Genomic DNA, 17,308 nt, shown 5'->3' with positions numbered 1-17,308 from the left:
GAACAGTACCTTCAACTTCTGTACCCTCTGGGTTCTTCTCTGTGTACACTTTCCATGGGTTGTCTTGGCATTGCTTCAGACCTAGAGAAATACGACGCTTCTCGTGGTCGATTTCAAGTACCATAACGTCCACTTCCTCAGAAGTTGAAACAAGTTTGCCTGGGTGTACGTTTTTACGTGTCCAGCTCATTTCACTTACGTGGATAAGACCTTCGATACCTGGAGCAAGCTCAACAAACGCACCGTAATCAGTGATGTTTGTGATACGACCTTTAACAACAGTACCGATTGGGTAGCTGCCATCAACTTCTGTCCATGGATCGTTGTTCATCTGTTTCATACCTAGAGATACGCGCTTCGTCTTCTCGTCGAAACGTACAACTTGTACTTTAACCACTTGGCCAACAGAAAGAACTTCTGATGGGTGGTTAATGCGGTGCCAAGCGATATCAGTGATGTGTAGAAGTCCATCTACGCCACCAAGATCGATAAACGCACCGTAGTCAGTGATGTTCTTAACAACACCTTCAAGCTGCTTACCTTCAGACATATCTTCAAGGAGTTCGTCACGTGCTTCACCACGAGTTTCATCCATAACAGCACGACGAGAAACGATAAGGTTACCCTTCTGACGGTCTAGTTTAAGGATCATAAGCTCTTGTGGTGTGTACATGTAAGGTGTTACGTCACGGATTGGACGTGCGTCCATTTGTGAACCTGGTAGGAATGCTAGAACGCCAGAAACGTCTACCATGAAACCACCTTTAACCTTACCAAAGATAACACCCTTAACTTTTTCGTTCGCTTTGAACGCAGTTTCTAGAGTGTCCATAACTTCTTCACGACGAGCTTTTTCACGAGAAAGACGCGCTTCACCGTTGTTGTCGTCTAGGTTGTCAACGAATACGTCAACACTGTCGCCAACAGCAAGTTCAACTTCGCCAGATTCGTGGCTTACGAATTCTCTTAGAGGAATGCGGCCTTCAGCCTTCATACCTACGTCAACAATCGCAACGTCGTTTTCGATCGCAGTTACGATACCTTTAACAACAGTTTTTTCGATGTTACCGTCAAGAGAGAGGCTACCCGCTAGAAGATCTTCAAAGCTTTCAGATAGCGCTGTTTTCAGCATGTCTGGTGAAACACCAAGAGACGCTGGATCTGCAAGTTTAATCATATGATTTTACTTTTCAAATGCCGAATATTTACTTTTGTAAGGTACCGGCAAACTTAGAAATTCAGGTCGGCGTTCCCGAATGTTTCCCTAGATGGCAACCTTTAACTTATCGTGACCGATTGCATCGATGGCTGCATTAAGCACCTCCGCTACATTCATATCACTGGTGTCGATATAGACCACTTTGTCGTCCATGTCAAGTAAAGCCTTGATTCTAGACTCATCTACACTGTCACGTTTATGGACCTCCGCAAGGCAATTTTCAAGGGTTTCATCAAAACCTTTACTCGCCAGTTCCTTTTGCCTGCGCTCTGCGCGCACTTTAGGGCTGGCATCAAGGCACAGCTTCACCTCTGCATGTGGGCAAATCACTGAGCCAATATCACGGCCATCCATAATCACACCAATGCGCTCACTCCAAAGCTCTGCAAAGCTTACCTGAAACATTTTAAGCGCCGCACGCACCGTTGGGTAGTCCGCAATCATCGCAACAATCTCATTCACCGCTGGACGACGAATATCACGGCTCACGTTCTCATCGTTAATGAAGGTTGCAAACTCATTGTTACCAATATGCTTAAAGTCAAACGCTTCCATGCCCTGCTCAGCCATACGCACACAGTCAGGCTCATGGTAAGGGTCTAGCTTATTTTCAAGCACAAGATGCGCCACAGTACGGTATAGCGTGCCCGTATCGAGGTATTTCATGCGGTAGAGCCTCGCAAGTTCTTTTGCAAGAGTTCCTTTTCCTGTGCCTGCTAGGCCATCAATTGAAACAATCATACCTGTCCTGTGTCCTTTTGTTCTTGTGCGAGACGTTCTGCCTCTCTCTCGGCGAGACTTTTAAAACGTGTCGGTGTAAAGCAGAGTAACGTGGTTATCACAAAGAAAGCAAGCCCCAGAAGCGCGCTTATAATACCAAATGAAACGCCGCTGAGTAGGGCCACAATACCAAGTGCGGCGTGGGCCCCAATTACATAGGCCATCCACTCTGGGTAAACCGCGTCTCTGGCACGCATCATAAACAGAGGTACCAGAAGGGTAAACACCACACTCTTTAAAAACTTATCCCATGGAAACGGCGCATCTTCAGCACTCATACCCTGTAACATATCCATTAGCCCCATTGGGTTACTACTCATAGAGCTCGCGAGCTTATCCGCCATATCCATGGCACCATAAAAGCTCATAAACAAAAACGGCAACAAAGCGAGAGAAATACTCATATTGAAGACTTTACGTCCCACCCGTGAAAACGGCGAGAGATACCAATTTAGAAATGCGTTCACATCATCCATGCGGCTAGCATACGTGAGAAAAGCATTTTTAACTACTGTTTCTTACGTTGTTGCCGTTTTGAAAGCTGGTAAGTAGCAATAGTATCTAATATATGCGTTAAACAAATACAAAATAGTAATGGCATTAAAAACACTAAAAAAACCATTATCATTCCTACAGGCACATTTCGTCTCCCATACTCAAAAGACATATCAAACATTATTACCAAACAAATTGCAGTATTTGCTATTGAGAAGATTTTAATAAAAATCTTAAAAGGGATATTCATATCTTTGAACTTTTTGCCAGAAGCTCTCACAACAGCCATCCGTTTATCATGCCTCACCCTAACACGAAAAAATGAACCTAAAATGCCTATACACAGCAGCACTAAAAACACAAATACTATTACGCTTTCTGAGCCTTCCAATTTTGTCTTCATCAAAACATAAATAGATTCTAATAACATGTTACTACCTCTCAATACAGGCAACCTAACATAAAAAAGGAGGCTTTTGCCTCCTTTTCTTGATCGTTTAAACCTGCCTGAAGGACGGTTGATTGTCCATTTCAGATTCAGGGCAGTATGCCACACGCATGCTGAGAATTCTAAGAGGCGCAAGCGCCCTATTGTGGCGCCCAGCAAGCATCACATTACTTTTAAATGCGCCAACACCTTCCTTGGTAAACAAGGTCAGGTGCAAAGGCGGATTTCCAAGCTGCTGTACTTCACTGGTGCGTTTCACAAAACGCAAAATGCGATCCGGCACTTTCACCTCATAAGCTTGCACGCCAATGCTATCAGACCATGTGTCTTCCACAATCTGGGCAACAAATTCCATACCAAGGGCGCGTTCCCACAGTGGGGTTAAGGGCCCCATACCTAGGGTAATGTGGTGACAGCGCTCTTTGATATTTCCTCCATGCAAACGGCAGGAGGCAGGGAACAGCTCTGTCGGCACAGCCCACAAGATTCCATTATTTTGAGCCATGCTCTTCTCCATTTGGGGAAACGTTTAAGTTTAGAATACCCTATATATAGCGCATTCCTCTGAATTTACAAGAGATAAGAAAAGGAGGCCGCAGCCCCCTTCTCTTCAATAGACAGATGCCTTACGCCGCCATCTGTGTTCCCTGTCTGGTAATCAGAGCGTCACGCTCTGGGCCAACACTCACGTAATCAATGCTGACGCCCATCAGTTCTTCAATACGCAGAACATAGTCCTGAGCCGCCTTTGGTAGCTCGTCCCATGTACGCATCGTGCTGACATCTTCGCTCCACCCTTGCATGGTTTCATACACGGGTGTCGCCACGTCTAGCTCTGCCCCCATTGGGAACTGCTCTGTCTCTTTGCCGTTCACCATATAGGCCGTACAAATTTTCAGCTCTTTTTCCCCACTCAGGTTATCAAGCTTTGTCAGTGCAAGAGAGGTTGCCCCTTGGATTTTACATCCGTAACGGCTGGCAACGGCGTCAAATGGGCCAATACGTCTCGGACGACCTGTTGTTGCTCCAAACTCACCAGATTTCACACGGAAGGCATCGGCTTCTTCACCAAACCACTCTGTCACAAATGGCCCTGCCCCTACACATGTAGAGAAGGCTTTCATCACCCCAACGGTTTCAGTGATAGGATGCCCCAGCAACCCGCCCCCAATTGGTGCATGGGCAGCCAGTGTGCTTGATGACGTTGTCATTGGGTAAATGCCGTAATAGATATCACGCAGCGCCCCAAGCTGAGCTTCAAACAGAATGGTTTTGCCTTCTGCCGCCATGCCATCTAGCAGTGTGTTTGTATCTGTTACATGAGGCATAAGCGGTGCGCTCCACTTTTCAAGCCATGTCATCATGTCTTCTACATCTACCGCATTCTTTTTACCGTACACGCCTTCAGCCATCACGTTTTTCCACTCAAGAATGTGAGAGAGCCTTTTTCTCAAAGAATCCATATCTCTCAGCTCACCCATAAGCAGACCTTTTTTCAAGTAACGGTCTCCATAAGCAGGGGCAATCCCTTGGCGTGTTGAGCCATAGGCTTTTTTACCTAAACGCTCCTCTTCCCATACGTCTTCCCACTGCTGGTAAGGCAGAACAATCATGGCACGCTCACTAATACGCAGGTTATCTAGTGGAATATTCGCCTCTTTCAGTTCCTGCATTTCAGCCACAAGCGCTTCAAGGTTAATGACTGTACCTGGCCCAAGAATATTGAGTGTCTTCGGGTTAAAGATACCTGATGGAATAAGGTGAAGTTTAAACTCCCCAAGCGGGTTCACCACAGTATGGCCGGCATTGTTACCACCTTGGTAACGCACAACAGCATCTGCGGTTTCCGCAAACAGATCAATCATACGCCCCTTTCCTTCATCACCCCAGTTAATACCCACAACAGCACGAACGCTCATAGCGCTTCTCCTTCTACGTTTGGTTGGTTTATGGTTCTAGAAAATGTTTGTGTCCCTTGATCTTTGATGTTGTTGAACACCTTAGGCACAAGCAGAACTCCTATTAGAGATGCCGATGGCGGCTTTTGTTCTTTCAAACAACGCCTCCACATGACGGCTATGCTTTGTATCATCAAAGCATGGTTCTAAATCTTTTTCAGTGAGATTAAGATCTGTATCTGCAAGTAGCTTCTCTTTAAGCGTACCGCCAGAGTTCCACACAGACATCGCATGGGCTTGGACCGCTCTATACGCATCCTCACGGCTCATGCCTTTTTCCTGCGCCAGCATCAGCATCACAGATTGTGCATTATGCAAACCGCCAAGTAGCTCTACGTTCTTTTGCATATGCTCTGGATGAACAACCAAGTTCTCCATCACACCGTTTAAACGCATCAGAGCAAAATCAAGCGTACAAAAGGCATCTGGCCACACAAAACGCTCAACGCTTGAATGGCTCATATCTCTTTCGTGCCACAGGCAGGCGCTTTCCATCATTGGCACAGCGTAGCTTCTCACCATACGGGCAAGACCAGAAAGGTTTTCACTGAGGATTGGGTTTTTCTTATGCGGCATCGCAGACGAGCCTTTTTGCCCTTTGGCGAACCCTTCTTCAACTTCTCTCACTTCGCTTCTTTGCAAGTGACGAATCTCTGTTGAAAGACGCTCAACCCCACCAGCAACAAGAGCCAGCACAGAGGCCACTTCTGCGTGACGGTCTCTTGGAATAATTTGTGTGGCCACAGGTTCAGCAGTAAGGCCCAAAGCTTTTGCAGCTTTTGCTTCAACGTCTAATGGCATATGCGCAGCCGTACCCATTGCACCGGAGAACGTACAAACGCTTACCGTGTCATAAGCTTGCATAGCACGCTCTTTGTGACGGGCAAACTCACTGGCAAAGCCTAGAAGCTTCAAACCAAATGTTGTTGGCTCACCATGCACACCGTGGCTTCTGCCCATACACAGAGTGGTTTTAAATTCTTCTGCACGGCTCATCAACGTAGAAATAAGCGTATCTAAATCGCTAGCAATATGAAGCAGCGCTTCTCTCAATGTGAGACTCAGCGCACTATCAATGACATCTGATGATGTTAGACCGTAGTGTAGAGACTTCCCTGCATCACCCAACTGTTCTGAAATATGTGTTGTGAAAGCAATAAAGTCATGACGAACTTCCGCTTCAATTTCCTCAATACGTTCAGGGTTAATGGCACTGTGTGCGCTAATAGCTTTTGCATCTGTTTCTGGAATCAAACCCAAATCAGCCTGTGCAGTTGCAACAGCTTGTTCTACTTTTAACCACGTTTTGTATTTGTGAGAAAGAGACCAAAGAGCGGTCATTTCAGGAAGTGCGTAACGGCTTATCATGGCAATCCTTTCTGCCTTGTTCATCCGTTTATAATTTTATACAGGTTTTCATACCCTGCATCAAGCATTTAAATTTTTATACAATTGATATCTGTCAAATCCCCTCCCTCAAACACCTGATATATTGCCCTTATGATGACAAAAGAGACATTAGATTTACTCACACAAAGGTTGCCTCGTTACACGAGTTACCCTACGGCGCCGCACTTTAAAGCCATCGATAAGCAAGGCCTCCTTGAAACATGGCAAAGCAAGCTGGATGACACACAGCCTATTTCTCTTTATCTCCATATTCCATTCTGTGCAGAGATGTGCTGGTACTGTGGTTGCCACACAAAAATCACAAAGAAGTATGAACCTATTGAAGGTTATGTCTCTGCTCTTATTTCAGAAATTGAACAAACGGCACTGCGCCTAAACACGAAGCGCACTGTGAGCCATATTCATTTTGGTGGAGGGTCTCCAACCCTACTAGAGCCAACCGAGTTTGAGCGCATCATGGATGCGCTCAAAGCCGCTTTCACCTTCCTCGACAATGCTGAGATTGCCATTGAAATGGACCCTCGCACCTTAACGGAAGAGAAGATTAAATCTTACGCAGAAAAAGGCGTTAATCGTGCAAGCCTCGGTGTGCAAGACATCCATGACCACATTATGGAAGCTGTTGGTCGTCCGCAAACATTGCAAAAAACACAAGATGCCTGCCGCATGCTGAGAGCGCATGGCATCACCGATATTAACTTTGATGTGATGTATGGCTTCCCACATCAAACAGCAAAAACCATTCAAGACACCATGAACACGCTGGCGGATTTAAGCCCAAGCCGCATTGCCTTCTTTGGGTATGCTCATGTGCCTTGGATGAAAAAACATATGCGCCTGATTCCAGAAGAATCACTCCCTGATACAGAAGCCCGCATGATCCTAATGAACACAGGTCGTGACACACTCATGGAGCGTGGCTACACCGCTGTCGGGATTGACCACTACGCAAAACCTGAAGATGAAATGGTTAAGGCTCTCAACGCCGGTACACTTAAACGAAACTTCCAAGGCTACACCACAGACGTGGCTGATACTCTCATTGGATTTGGCGCTTCATCGATTTCAAAATACCCACAGGGCTTCATGCAAAACCAACCCAACATAGGCCTCTATAAAAACACTGTTGGCTCTGTTGAACCTACTGCTGTGAAGTACTGTCCAACAGGTGCAGACGACCATGCCCGTAGCGATATCATTGAAGCGCTTATGTGCAATTTTGAGTCTTACATTCCTGAAGCTTATGAAGCAGAAAAAGAAGCCATTATGAATAAGCTTGGTGGCGATATTCTGGAATGGGATAGCATGACACGTACGCTCTGTATTCTAAAAGATGGTTACTTATGGGCCCGTGTTGTGGCCAGCGCATTTGATGCGTATCTAGCGCCATCACCAGAAGAGAAACACTCGAAAGCTATTTAAATTTCTACTTTACAGTTCTGCAAATTGCTTTTGCCTGCGATCCCCTGCTCATGTACCCATAAGTACACTGCACTGCGGTTCTCGCTAAAACACAATTTTCGATGGCTGTGATGCGAAATTATTTGTTTTGATTTTCTTCTACATCATCATCTAAAAGAATGCGCTGAGACGCACCATCAAGGTCATCATACTGGCCGCTTTTCAATGCCCATGAAAATGCAAGTAGAGCAATAAAGCCCAACAGAAGTGCAATCGGAATCAAATACAATAAAACGTCCATAACCTTACCTTAACCTAAGTGCATTCAGTGTCACAACTAAAGAAGATGCCGACATAGAAAGTGCTGCAATAAGTGGTGTAATAAATCCTGCAAAAGCTATAGGCACAGCAACCACATTATAAACAATAGAGAGGCCTATATTTTGACGAATCAACTTTTGTGAACCACCCGCAATACGCAATGTTTCTGAAACAGCAGCAATGCCTTCTGATACATACACGCCATCTGCCTGGGTACGTGCCAGATCACTTGCTGTTGCTGGTGCAAGTGAGGCATGGGCATGGCTCAAAATTGCGGCATCATTTAACCCATCACCCACCATAAGCACGTGCGCCCCCTCTTCCTGATAACGCTTCAGTACGTCTACTTTATCTGTTGGCGTTTGTTGGCTATGCACATCATCAAGACCCAGCTCTCCCGCAACCTTTTCTGCTGGTTCCACACCGTCTCCAGTTACAAGAGCAAGCTTGTAACCTTTCTCTTTCAGGGCTTCAACCTGCTCTTTCACATCAGGGAGCAACCCTTCACTAAACTTTAATTGGAACGGCACATCATCCCCAACCTTAGCCCACATACCTGAGGCTGGTGCCACCGAACCAACAAAACCGGCTTGACCAAGTTTAACGGCCGTGCCATTCACTCGGCCCTCAACACCTTGCCCTGCGGTTTCACTTACACTCTCCACCTCTAATACATCACCACTAAAGGCACGTACAACGGCATTTGAAAGCGGATGACGCGAATGAGAAGCCACCGAGGCAAGCATGCTCAAAACACCATCAGAAAGCTCTGTGTGAAGCGTTGGCATAGTCAGCGTCCCTGTCTTATCAAACAGGATCGTATCAACATGTGAAAGACGCTCAAGCGCATCCCCCTGCTTCATGAAGATTCCTTTCTTCATGAGTCGCCCAATAGCACGCACATGCACCACAGGAACACTTAAACCAAGAGCACATGGGCACGTAATAATCAGAACTGTTACACCAATGAGAAGAGCGTCCTGCCAAATAGCACCAACACCCATCCAAAATACAAAAGCAAGCAGAGCTAAAAAGTGAACAACGGGCGTATAAGCACGAGAGACCTTATCTGCGAGGCGCGTATAACGAGAGCGCACCGTCGAGCTACTTGAAACCAGTTCCGCCATATGATGAAGCACCCCTTCATCATGGGCATGACTAATTTTGTATGTCACGCTATCACCAAGGTTTAGCATCCCACCATAAACCTTTTCACCAGCCTTAAAGAGTTGTGGCAAGCTCTCCCCTGTCACCACAGAGGTATCGACTTGCATAGCATCACATAGGAGCTCACCATCCAACGGGAAACGCTCTCCCATAGGCACGCGTACAGTGGCGCCTTTTTCCACCTGAGTAAGTGGCACTGATTTCACTTTGCCTTTCTCCAAAACACGCGCAAAGCCATCGAGCAGACCTTGCAAACTTCTCGCACTTTCGCTGGCAGAAGATTTCGTTTTCATATCGAGTACACGGCCAACAAGCAGGAAGAACATCAGCATAACCGCACTATCAAAATACACATGCTCTCCATGCGTCAGTGTTTCAAAGAAACTCATAGCAACCGTCAGCACAAGACCAACTGTAATCGGGATATCCATATTGGTACGTCCATGGGATATAGCACTCCACGCACTCTGATAAAATGGACGGCCTGAAAACAGCAGTGTTGGTACCGCAATCAGCGCACTCACCCAATGCAGGAATGTACGCATAGATTCACCCATGGTTTCCGCATCTGTAATCCATAAGCCAACTGAGATGAGCATGACATTCCCCATGGCAAACCCTGCCACACCCATGCAAAGGATTAGGAACTTGAGCTCTTTATTTTCATTCTCTTGAATAACCGGACGAATTCTGTACCCCTCTGCTTCAAGGGCCTGCACGGCCTCTTCCGCAAAGCTGAGGTCACCTTGCCATTTGAGATTTAGAATAGATGTAGTGACATTGAGCCTTGCTTCTGCCTTTTCATCCAGTGCCAGCACAGCAGATTCCACCGTCGAAATACATCCAACACAGTGGATGCCTTCAACATAAACTTTGAGAGAGTGTGTCCCTGATGCGTCGCTCCCAGCAAGCGCTGCGTACCCTTCTAGTGAAGAGAGAGTTCCTCGTTCAGGTGATACGTTGTCTGTGCTTCGTTGTTCCATGTCAGTTCCAAAATCATATGCCAGTTACCTTTTGGCAAAAGCTCTGTTGATACGTATGTGCGCTCACTTACAGCTTGCAAGTTTAGGCGCATATCCTGACCATCTTGCACAGGATGCTTCAAGTGCGCAACCACAGAACGAAAATCTTCTTCGTCCTTCAGGTGGATGTTAAGTTTACCACCTTCATAACTGATGCGATCTACTGGAGACTCTTTTGCATCTTCTGCAGCTTTTTTCAGTGTTTCATTAAAAGCGAGGCCTTTCTCATACGCATTTTCTGTCACCACACCACGGTGTGACCCCGCCGCAAGATAAATAAACAAAGCATCTACACTGGCAAATGTTGCAAAAAACGCAATCAAGCTAAACAGGACAATGCGCCCCATGCGTTTTGATTCTTCTTTTTGTGTGCGCTGTTTGGTCATAAATTTAGTCTCTCTGTGTTACGAAGATACTCTCATAGCTATCTTCAATGTCACTTGCATAATCTTCAAGTTTTAATGTTACAGGACGTCTTGGCCCAGCATCCACATCTGCTTTAATCAGGATATGATAGCTGCCAACTGAGTCAGCTGGCACAAATAGTTTCTCAGCTTTTACATCACCGGCAGATTTCACAATCACTTCAGCGCCCTCAATCCCATGAACCGTCAGTGCATATGTTTTATCTTCATGGGTTTTATTGAGAATCTTCACATCGTAGCCGTTTCTGAAACTGCCATCAGAGAGTTTTACAAACAGTGGATTTCTATCATGCAGAACCGACATATCAAGTGGTGCACGGCTCAGTAAAGCAAGAAGCATTAAACTTCCTACTACAGTAAGAATACATGTGTAATAAATTGTACGAGGACGCATGATATGCAGCTTGCTAGGCTCTTTACCGACACGCAGTTCATCCATACGATTTTCTGTATCGTAACGAATCAGCCCCTGCGGGAGATCAAGCTTATCCATAATGTTGTTACAAGCATCTACACATAAGCCACACGCAATACATTCCATCTGTAAACCGTCACGAATATCAATACCCATTGGGCAAACTTGTACGCAAGCGGTGCAATCTACACAATGACCACGCCCTTCCCATGTATCACCTTTTTTATGCTTGCCACGCTCCTCACCGCGGGTTTCATCGTAGGCAATAATCAGCGTATCTTTATCAAACATTGCAGATTGGAATCGCGCATATGGGCACATAAACGTACACACCTGCTCACGGGCAAAACCAGCCATGAGGTAAGTCGAGAATGTGAGTCCAAACATAAAGCCAAGTACTGTTGGTGAGACATCAAATTTAAAGAAGCTCATCACCAGTGTTGGGGCGTCATTAAAGTAGAGTACAAATGAACCTGCAGTCCACCAAGCAATAGCGAGCCAGATAAGATGCGTAATCGCAAGCTTATACGTCTTTTCAAATGTCCAAGGCCCTTCACGAAGTCTCTTACGCTTCACACGGTCACCCTGCACAATACGCTCTACCCAAACAAACAAGTCTGTCCATACGGTTTGAAAACAAAAGTACCCACACCACACACGACCAAACAAGCTCGTCACAAAGAACAGCGCAATAGCTGCTAGAATCAAAATCCCTGTAAGGATATAAACTTCTTGAGGCCAGATCTCAATCCAGAACCAATAAGCACGGGCGCGCTCAAGGTCAATCAGAACCGCTTGATCAGGGGCATTTGGCCCCCGATCCCAGCGAATAAACGGCGTGAGATAATAAATCCCCAGCGTGATAATCATAATGATCCATTTCAGGTTCCTAAATTTACCCGTCACACGTTTTGGGTAAATGCGTTCTTGTTTTTCAAAGAACTGAATTTGATTATCAACGCTCATTTAGGATGTACTTTCTTACTCACCACCACCAAGTTCGTGCACGTACACACTAATCTGACGGAGTGTGTTTTCATCGAGGCGATGCTGCCAAGCTGGCATCACACCCGCACGTGCATAATACACAGTTTCATAAATGCTGTGCTTGTCACCACCGTAAAGCCAGATCGCATCGGCAAGGTTCGGCGCCCCCATTTCAGGGATCCCTTTCCCATCTTCACCATGGCAAGCTGCACAATTTTCCATAAAGATCGTCATGCCCGCTTCATCAGCGTGAATGCTCTTATCAGAAAGTGACATCACATACTTTACAACACTCTTGATTTCATCACGTGTCAGAACACCATCTTTACCATATGCAGGCATCATGCTTACACGTGTATCTTCGTCTTCATCCCAACGAATACCATGCTTGAGAGTTGTGTAGATATCTTCAATCGTCCCCCCCCAAATCCAGTCATCATCCTGAAGGTTTGGATAGCCTTCTGCACCTGCTGCACCTGTACCATGGCACGTTGCACAGTTATCCATAAAGGCTGTACGTCCACCCGCAGAAGCAAACTTGTAAAGCGCTTCATCTGCAAGAATCTCTTCAAATGATGCGTTTTCAAAACGCTCAAGGTACACCGCTTGGCGCTTCTCAATTTCGTTTTGAGATGCTTTTAGCTCTTTATACTGCGTATAGCCAGATGTTCCTTCTGTCGCACCTGATAGCGTTGGCCATGCAGGGTACGCCACAAAGTAAAACAGTGACCATACAATGGTTGCGAACCACACCCATAGCCACCAGCGAGGAAGAGGGTTGTTCAGTTCTTTCAGGCCGTCCCACTCGTGGCCCGTTGTTTCAATGCCAGATACCTGATCGACATCTTTTTTGTTATTTACTTTTTTCGGCTGAGTTTTATTTTTTGTCATCACCGTTCTCCTTGAGTGGAATTTCACTATAGGTTTTAAATCGCTTAGAGCTTCCAGGTAGGAACACCCACACAATCAATCCGCAAAAGAAGCCGAAGAAAAAGACCAGCCCTATAATTGTTGCGTTTTCAGTTAGAAAGTCCATGCTCTCTTACTCCTCAATCATGTGTAGGTTTTTAGCTGCTTTGAAGTCCACCATCGTACCTAGTACTTGTAGGTAAGCCACAAGAGCATCCATTTCTGTCACCGTATGTTCTTGGCCGTCAAAGTCGCGTGCGTTTACTTTTTCACCGTAACGCGCAACCAGACCAGAAATATCCATACGCTCTTCACCTGTTGCTTGTGCAATCGCATCCTTTTCAGCGTTTACAATCATCTCTTCTGTGTAAGGCACACCAATGCGGCTCAGCGCTTTGAGGTGCTTATCTAGGTCAGAGATTTTTGCTGCACGCTTCATGAGGAAGCTGTATGACGGCATGATGGACTCAGGCACAACACTTGTTGGCTTGATCATGTGCGCCACATGCCACTCATCAGAGTACTTACCGCCAACACGGGCAAGGTCAGGGCCAGTACGCTTACTTCCCCACTGGAATGGGTGGTCGTACATGCTCTCTGCTGCCAGTGAGTAGTGGCCGTAACGTGTCACTTCATCACGCAGTGGACGAATGTGCTGAGAGTGACAGTTATAGCACCCCTCACGCAGGTAGATGTTGTAACCCGCTAGCTCAAGAGGCGTGTAAGGACGCATCCCCTCTACTGGCTCAATCACTGTTTCTTTTCTGAATAGTGGAATAATTTCCACGATGCCACCAATCAGTACTGCCACGATGATAAAGATCAACAGAAGGACTGAGTTTTTTTCTAACGTTTCGTGTTTTTTCATTAAGCTCATTTTTTATGTCCTCCTTACGCTGCTGCCAGCACTTTGCCGTTCAGCATCGCTTCACGTGGGTTACCTTCTTTGTCCACTTCTCCGGCACGCACATCACCTTTAATTGTACGGTAGATGTTGTAGCACATGATCAGAGCACCAACGAGGAACAGTAGACCACCAAGCGCGCGGATAACATAGAATGGATGCATCGCAACAACGGTCTCAACAAATGAGTATGTGAGGAAGCCCATTTCATCGTAAGAGCGCCACATAAGGCCTTGCATGATACCAGACACCCACATCGCTGCAATGTAAAGTACGATACCAAACGTACCAAGCCATAGGTGCACACTCACCAGTTTCAGTGAGTACATTTCTTTACGGTTCCATAGCAGTGGTACAAGCATGTATAGAGCACCAAAGCTAATAAAGCCGTTCCAACCTAGGGCACCAGAGTGTACGTGACCAACAGTCCAGTCTGTGTAGTGAGACAATGCGTTCACAACACGTACAGACAGAAGCGGCCCTTCAAATGTGCTCATACCGTAGAACGCCAACGACACGATCATAAACTGAAGAACCGGGTCTTTACGAAGCTTATCCCAAGCTCCAGAAAGGGTCATCATACCGTTAATCATACCACCCCAACTTGGCATCCAAAGCATCACAGAGAATGTCATCCCGAGTGTTTGTGCCCAGTCTGGTAGAGCAGTGTAATGCAGGTGGTGTGGACCTGCCCAAATGTAGATAAAAATAAGAGACCAAAAGTGCACGATAGAGAGTCTGTATGAGTACACAGGACGCTCCGCACGCTTTGGAATGAAGTAGTACATCATACCGAGGAAACCAGCTGTTAGGAAGAACCCAACCGCGTTATGACCGTACCACCACTGAATCATCGCACTCTGTACACCGCTTGGTACGCTGTAACTTTTCAGACCGCGAATATCCACAGGAATACTAATGTTGTTACCAAGGTGAAGCACAGCCACCGTAATAATAAACGCAAGGAAGAACCAGTTCGCCACATAAAGATGAGGCTCTTTACGCTTGATGATTGTCATCATAAAGACAAGCAAGTAAGCCACCCAAACAATTGTCAACCACAGGTCAGCGTACCACTCAGGTTCCGCGTATTCCTTTGCTTGCGTTACCCCAGTAAGGTAACCAAAAGCAGCCATCACAATAAAGAGCTGGTAGCCCCAGAACGTGAAGAACGACAGCTTATCACTCCATAGTCTCACACGACAGGTTCGCTGGACAATGTAGTAGCTGGTTGCAAATAGAGCGTTACCACCAAAGGCAAATACTACACCCGATGTATGAATCGGACGGAGGCGACCAAAGGTTAGGTAAGGTTCAATGTTAAGAATTGGAAAAGCAAGCTGCAGAGCGATCACCACGCCGACCAGCATCCCCACAACAGCCCAAAAGCATGTTGCAAGAGTAAAGAGCTTCACCAAATCCATATTGTAGTCTGGATGAGTTTGTGCGTTCATTCTTTTATCCTTATTCACATTTTCTAAGCAAAGCTTAGGATCATCTTACCGCTCATCAGGATCAGCCAGAGGCCTGTCCATGTATAAGCAGTTTGTTTCATTACGCGGGCTGCTTTTGGTGAGAGTTTGCTCACCTTACCAGCACCGAGCGCAACAAGCATAAGGGCTGGCATTGTGCCCATCCCAAATGCAAACATAGCAAGCATGCTATGTGTAAAACTATCTGTTGTTGCAGCAGCCATAACCGCCGCAAATACCATTCCGCAAGGAATAAACCCAAGCATAACACCGTAAATGTAAAGCTTAAGCATGTTTGGTTTTTCACCCATAGATTGCGCAAAGCCTTGTGGCATAACAGCCTGCACACCTCGGCTTAAAAAGGCTGCCCAAGGGAAAGCCACCATAAGTTTTGGAAAGGCTGAAAGCAAAAAGAGTAGACCCGACATCATGAGAAGTGGCGCCACGATAAACACTTTTAGCGGCACAAGCACAGAGGCCATACTCACCACACCGTAAAACACAGCCGCAATAAACATGTATGTGGTTACACGACCCAAGTGGTATGGAATAAGAAGTGCGCCTGACGCTTTTTCAAATTTGCCAGCTTGTGACATCACAAACGGCCCACACATCAGCGTGCAGTGCCCAATGCTCCCTGCAAGACCAATGACAAAAAGCCCAGAAATCAGGCCATAAGAGAGGGGAATGTTATGAAAACATCCCATAATTTGTGTCAGTACTGTTTCTAAAAGGGTCACGTCCTTTGTCCTTTCACGCACGCATTATGCGCGCGAAGACGTTTTCCTCTCTTTGACTTTTGTCAAAATTTAGGTACATTTACACACAAGAGATTTAAAGGGTGTTATTAACGTGACAACATTGGCAGGACACGCCATCGAACACAGTATCGAAACCAACATGCTTACAAAGCATGGTAGTCCTGATTTTCTAAAAAAGCTCTACAAGCAAGCCCAAACCATCCAAGTCCATAAAAACCACATGTTCTTCCTACGTGAAGATAAAGCTGAAAGCTTTTATATTGTGCTACATGGCTGGGTTAAACTGTTCCGTGAATCTATTGATGGCAACCAAGCTGTTATTGATGTTCTCACAGCAGGGCATACCTTTGGTGAAAATGCTTTGTTTGAAAACATGGCTTACCCTTATAGCGCAGAGGCTGTTGAAACCGCTCAGCTCATTAAGCTTCCTCTACAGCTCCTTAAAGATGAAATTGAGGACAACCCTAAAATGGCCATGGCGATGCTTAAAACCATGTCAAAATACCGCACTCAACAAGACATGGAGCTCGAGCACCGCACATTACAAAATGCGCCACAGCGCATTGGTTGCTTCCTGCTAAAACTATTGCCTCACCCAGATAGCAAAGACCCACAGGACATTAACCTGCCTTACGATAAGACGCTTGTCTCTTCTCGCCTTGGCATGCAGCCAGAAACATTTTCACGCGCACTTGGAAAACTCAAAAAAGAAGCTGACCTTGAAGTGAAAGGGAGCCATATTACCATCACCAATGTAGATAAACTTGCAGAATTCTGCTGCAGCGCGTGTTCAACCATCTTCCCTTGCGGAGACTAATACGCCTGAGAGCCTGTGAGCCAGCTCATATCAAGCAGCGTTAAATTTTCTTGAAATTTTTCTGGGTTGTTTTGAATATTTTCCAAATGACTCTTTTCCACATTCCAGATGGCTTCACTTTTCCTAAAGGCCATCTCGCAAATATCAAGCACACCTTCTTTATAGCAAACACACCACGGTGACACCGCTTCTTCTCCCTTCAGCCAAATACGTGCGCAACGCTTAGGATTTCTTGCTTCTACTGCATCAAAAATTTGCTGGTACGGAAATTCATGCCGGTGCTTTTCAAGAGAAACCGTCCCTACAGAAGCGTAGGTTTTTAAGAGTTCATATACGGTTGAGTCATAAGCCATGCAAACTATACTAACCAGCCCCTTAGAGGCATGACTTGATTTTC

Annotated in this window: 19 protein-coding genes; 2 read left to right on the top strand and 17 right to left on the bottom strand. The window is 46.0% G+C overall.

From position 1 onward, the window contains the following. The 7 genes from VX730_01645 to purB all read right to left on the bottom strand — a co-directional run. On the bottom strand, positions 1-1,132 hold a 1,132-nt coding region (locus tag VX730_01645; protein MEC9291085.1), incomplete at its 3' end, for a 30S ribosomal protein S1. Between the two features lie 132 nt (positions 1,133-1,264). Then, on the bottom strand, positions 1,265-1,960 hold the full coding sequence (gene cmk, locus VX730_01640; GenBank protein MEC9291084.1) for a (d)CMP kinase: 696 nt from the start codon (positions 1,958-1,960) through the stop codon (positions 1,265-1,267). Next, the gene (locus tag VX730_01635) at positions 1,957-2,403 is read right to left on the bottom strand and encodes a hypothetical protein (GenBank protein ID MEC9291083.1); all 447 of its coding nucleotides are present in this window, start codon (positions 2,401-2,403) and stop codon (positions 1,957-1,959) included. Before VX730_01635 ends, cmk begins: the two co-directional genes overlap by 4 nt. Before the next feature lie 104 nt (positions 2,404-2,507). Beyond that, positions 2,508-2,924 (bottom strand): hypothetical protein, encoded by a 417-nt coding sequence (locus VX730_01630; protein ID MEC9291082.1) that lies wholly within the window; start codon positions 2,922-2,924, stop codon positions 2,508-2,510. A 67-nt stretch (positions 2,925-2,991) separates the two neighbouring features. Next, complete coding sequence (locus tag VX730_01625) at positions 2,992-3,447, bottom strand: hypothetical protein (protein ID MEC9291081.1); 456 nt, start codon at positions 3,445-3,447, stop codon at positions 2,992-2,994. Between the two features lie 121 nt (positions 3,448-3,568). After that, on the bottom strand, positions 3,569-4,861 hold the full coding sequence (locus VX730_01620; protein ID MEC9291080.1) for an adenylosuccinate synthase: 1,293 nt from the start codon (positions 4,859-4,861) through the stop codon (positions 3,569-3,571). Between the two features lie 81 nt (positions 4,862-4,942). Then, on the bottom strand, positions 4,943-6,268 hold the full coding sequence (gene purB / locus VX730_01615; protein MEC9291079.1) for an adenylosuccinate lyase: 1,326 nt from the start codon (positions 6,266-6,268) through the stop codon (positions 4,943-4,945). Between the two features lie 132 nt (positions 6,269-6,400). On the opposite strand from purB, the gene hemN reads away from it, so the two are divergent. Then, entirely contained in the window at positions 6,401-7,732 is a 1,332-nt protein-coding gene (gene hemN, locus VX730_01610; GenBank protein ID MEC9291078.1) for an oxygen-independent coproporphyrinogen III oxidase, read from the top strand. Positions 7,733-7,850: 118 nt separating this feature from the next. Here the strand turns inward: hemN and ccoS are convergent, their stop codons facing one another. Genes ccoS through VX730_01565 form a run of 9 tightly spaced genes read right to left on the bottom strand, consistent with a single transcriptional unit; the run spans position 7,851 to position 16,073 of the window. After that, positions 7,851-8,012, bottom strand: coding sequence for a cbb3-type cytochrome oxidase assembly protein CcoS (gene ccoS, locus VX730_01605; protein ID MEC9291077.1), 162 nt, complete (start codon positions 8,010-8,012; stop codon positions 7,851-7,853). Positions 8,013-8,016: 4 nt separating this feature from the next. Then, positions 8,017-10,182 (bottom strand): heavy metal translocating P-type ATPase, encoded by a 2,166-nt coding sequence (locus tag VX730_01600; protein MEC9291076.1) that lies wholly within the window; start codon positions 10,180-10,182, stop codon positions 8,017-8,019. Then, positions 10,125-10,607: a FixH family protein gene (locus VX730_01595; protein MEC9291075.1), complete on the bottom strand. Its 483-nt coding sequence runs from the start codon at positions 10,605-10,607 to the stop codon at positions 10,125-10,127. The genes VX730_01600 and VX730_01595 overlap by 58 nt, the downstream gene beginning before the upstream one ends. Before the next feature lie 4 nt (positions 10,608-10,611). Beyond that, complete coding sequence (gene ccoG / locus VX730_01590) at positions 10,612-12,027, bottom strand: cytochrome c oxidase accessory protein CcoG (GenBank protein MEC9291074.1); 1,416 nt, start codon at positions 12,025-12,027, stop codon at positions 10,612-10,614. 15 nt (positions 12,028-12,042) lie between these two features. Next, positions 12,043-12,939: a cytochrome-c oxidase, cbb3-type subunit III gene (gene ccoP, locus VX730_01585; GenBank protein ID MEC9291073.1), complete on the bottom strand. Its 897-nt coding sequence runs from the start codon at positions 12,937-12,939 to the stop codon at positions 12,043-12,045. Beyond that, positions 12,926-13,084 (bottom strand): cbb3-type cytochrome c oxidase subunit 3, encoded by a 159-nt coding sequence (locus VX730_01580; protein ID MEC9291072.1) that lies wholly within the window; start codon positions 13,082-13,084, stop codon positions 12,926-12,928. Before VX730_01580 ends, ccoP begins: the two co-directional genes overlap by 14 nt. Positions 13,085-13,090: 6 nt before the next feature. Further along, the gene (gene ccoO / locus VX730_01575) at positions 13,091-13,834 is read right to left on the bottom strand and encodes a cytochrome-c oxidase, cbb3-type subunit II (protein ID MEC9291071.1); all 744 of its coding nucleotides are present in this window, start codon (positions 13,832-13,834) and stop codon (positions 13,091-13,093) included. 14 nt (positions 13,835-13,848) lie between these two features. Beyond that, positions 13,849-15,315 carry a cytochrome-c oxidase, cbb3-type subunit I gene (ccoN, locus tag VX730_01570; protein MEC9291070.1) on the bottom strand — a complete coding sequence of 489 codons (1,467 nt, stop codon included), beginning with the start codon at positions 15,313-15,315 and terminating at the stop codon, positions 13,849-13,851. Between the two features lie 23 nt (positions 15,316-15,338). After that, positions 15,339-16,073, bottom strand: a complete 735-nt coding sequence (locus VX730_01565) for a sulfite exporter TauE/SafE family protein (GenBank protein ID MEC9291069.1) — start codon at positions 16,071-16,073, stop codon at positions 15,339-15,341. A 112-nt stretch (positions 16,074-16,185) separates the two neighbouring features. On the opposite strand from VX730_01565, the gene VX730_01560 reads away from it, so the two are divergent. Further along, positions 16,186-16,911, top strand: a complete 726-nt coding sequence (locus VX730_01560) for a Crp/Fnr family transcriptional regulator (GenBank protein ID MEC9291068.1) — start codon at positions 16,186-16,188, stop codon at positions 16,909-16,911. Here VX730_01560 and VX730_01555 read toward each other — a convergent pair. After that, positions 16,908-17,264, bottom strand: a complete 357-nt coding sequence (locus VX730_01555; protein MEC9291067.1) for a hypothetical protein — start codon at positions 17,262-17,264, stop codon at positions 16,908-16,910. The two genes, VX730_01560 and VX730_01555, sit on opposite strands and share 4 nt — an antisense overlap. Positions 17,265-17,308 lie beyond the last annotated feature (44 nt).

This window comes from Pseudomonadota bacterium (genome assembly GCA_036141575.1).
Taxonomy (GTDB): Bacteria; Pseudomonadota; Alphaproteobacteria; order UBA2136; family JAPKEQ01; genus JAPKEQ01.
Note: the sequence above shows the minus strand (reverse complement) of the source record. Positions and strands in the feature narration are given on the sequence as shown.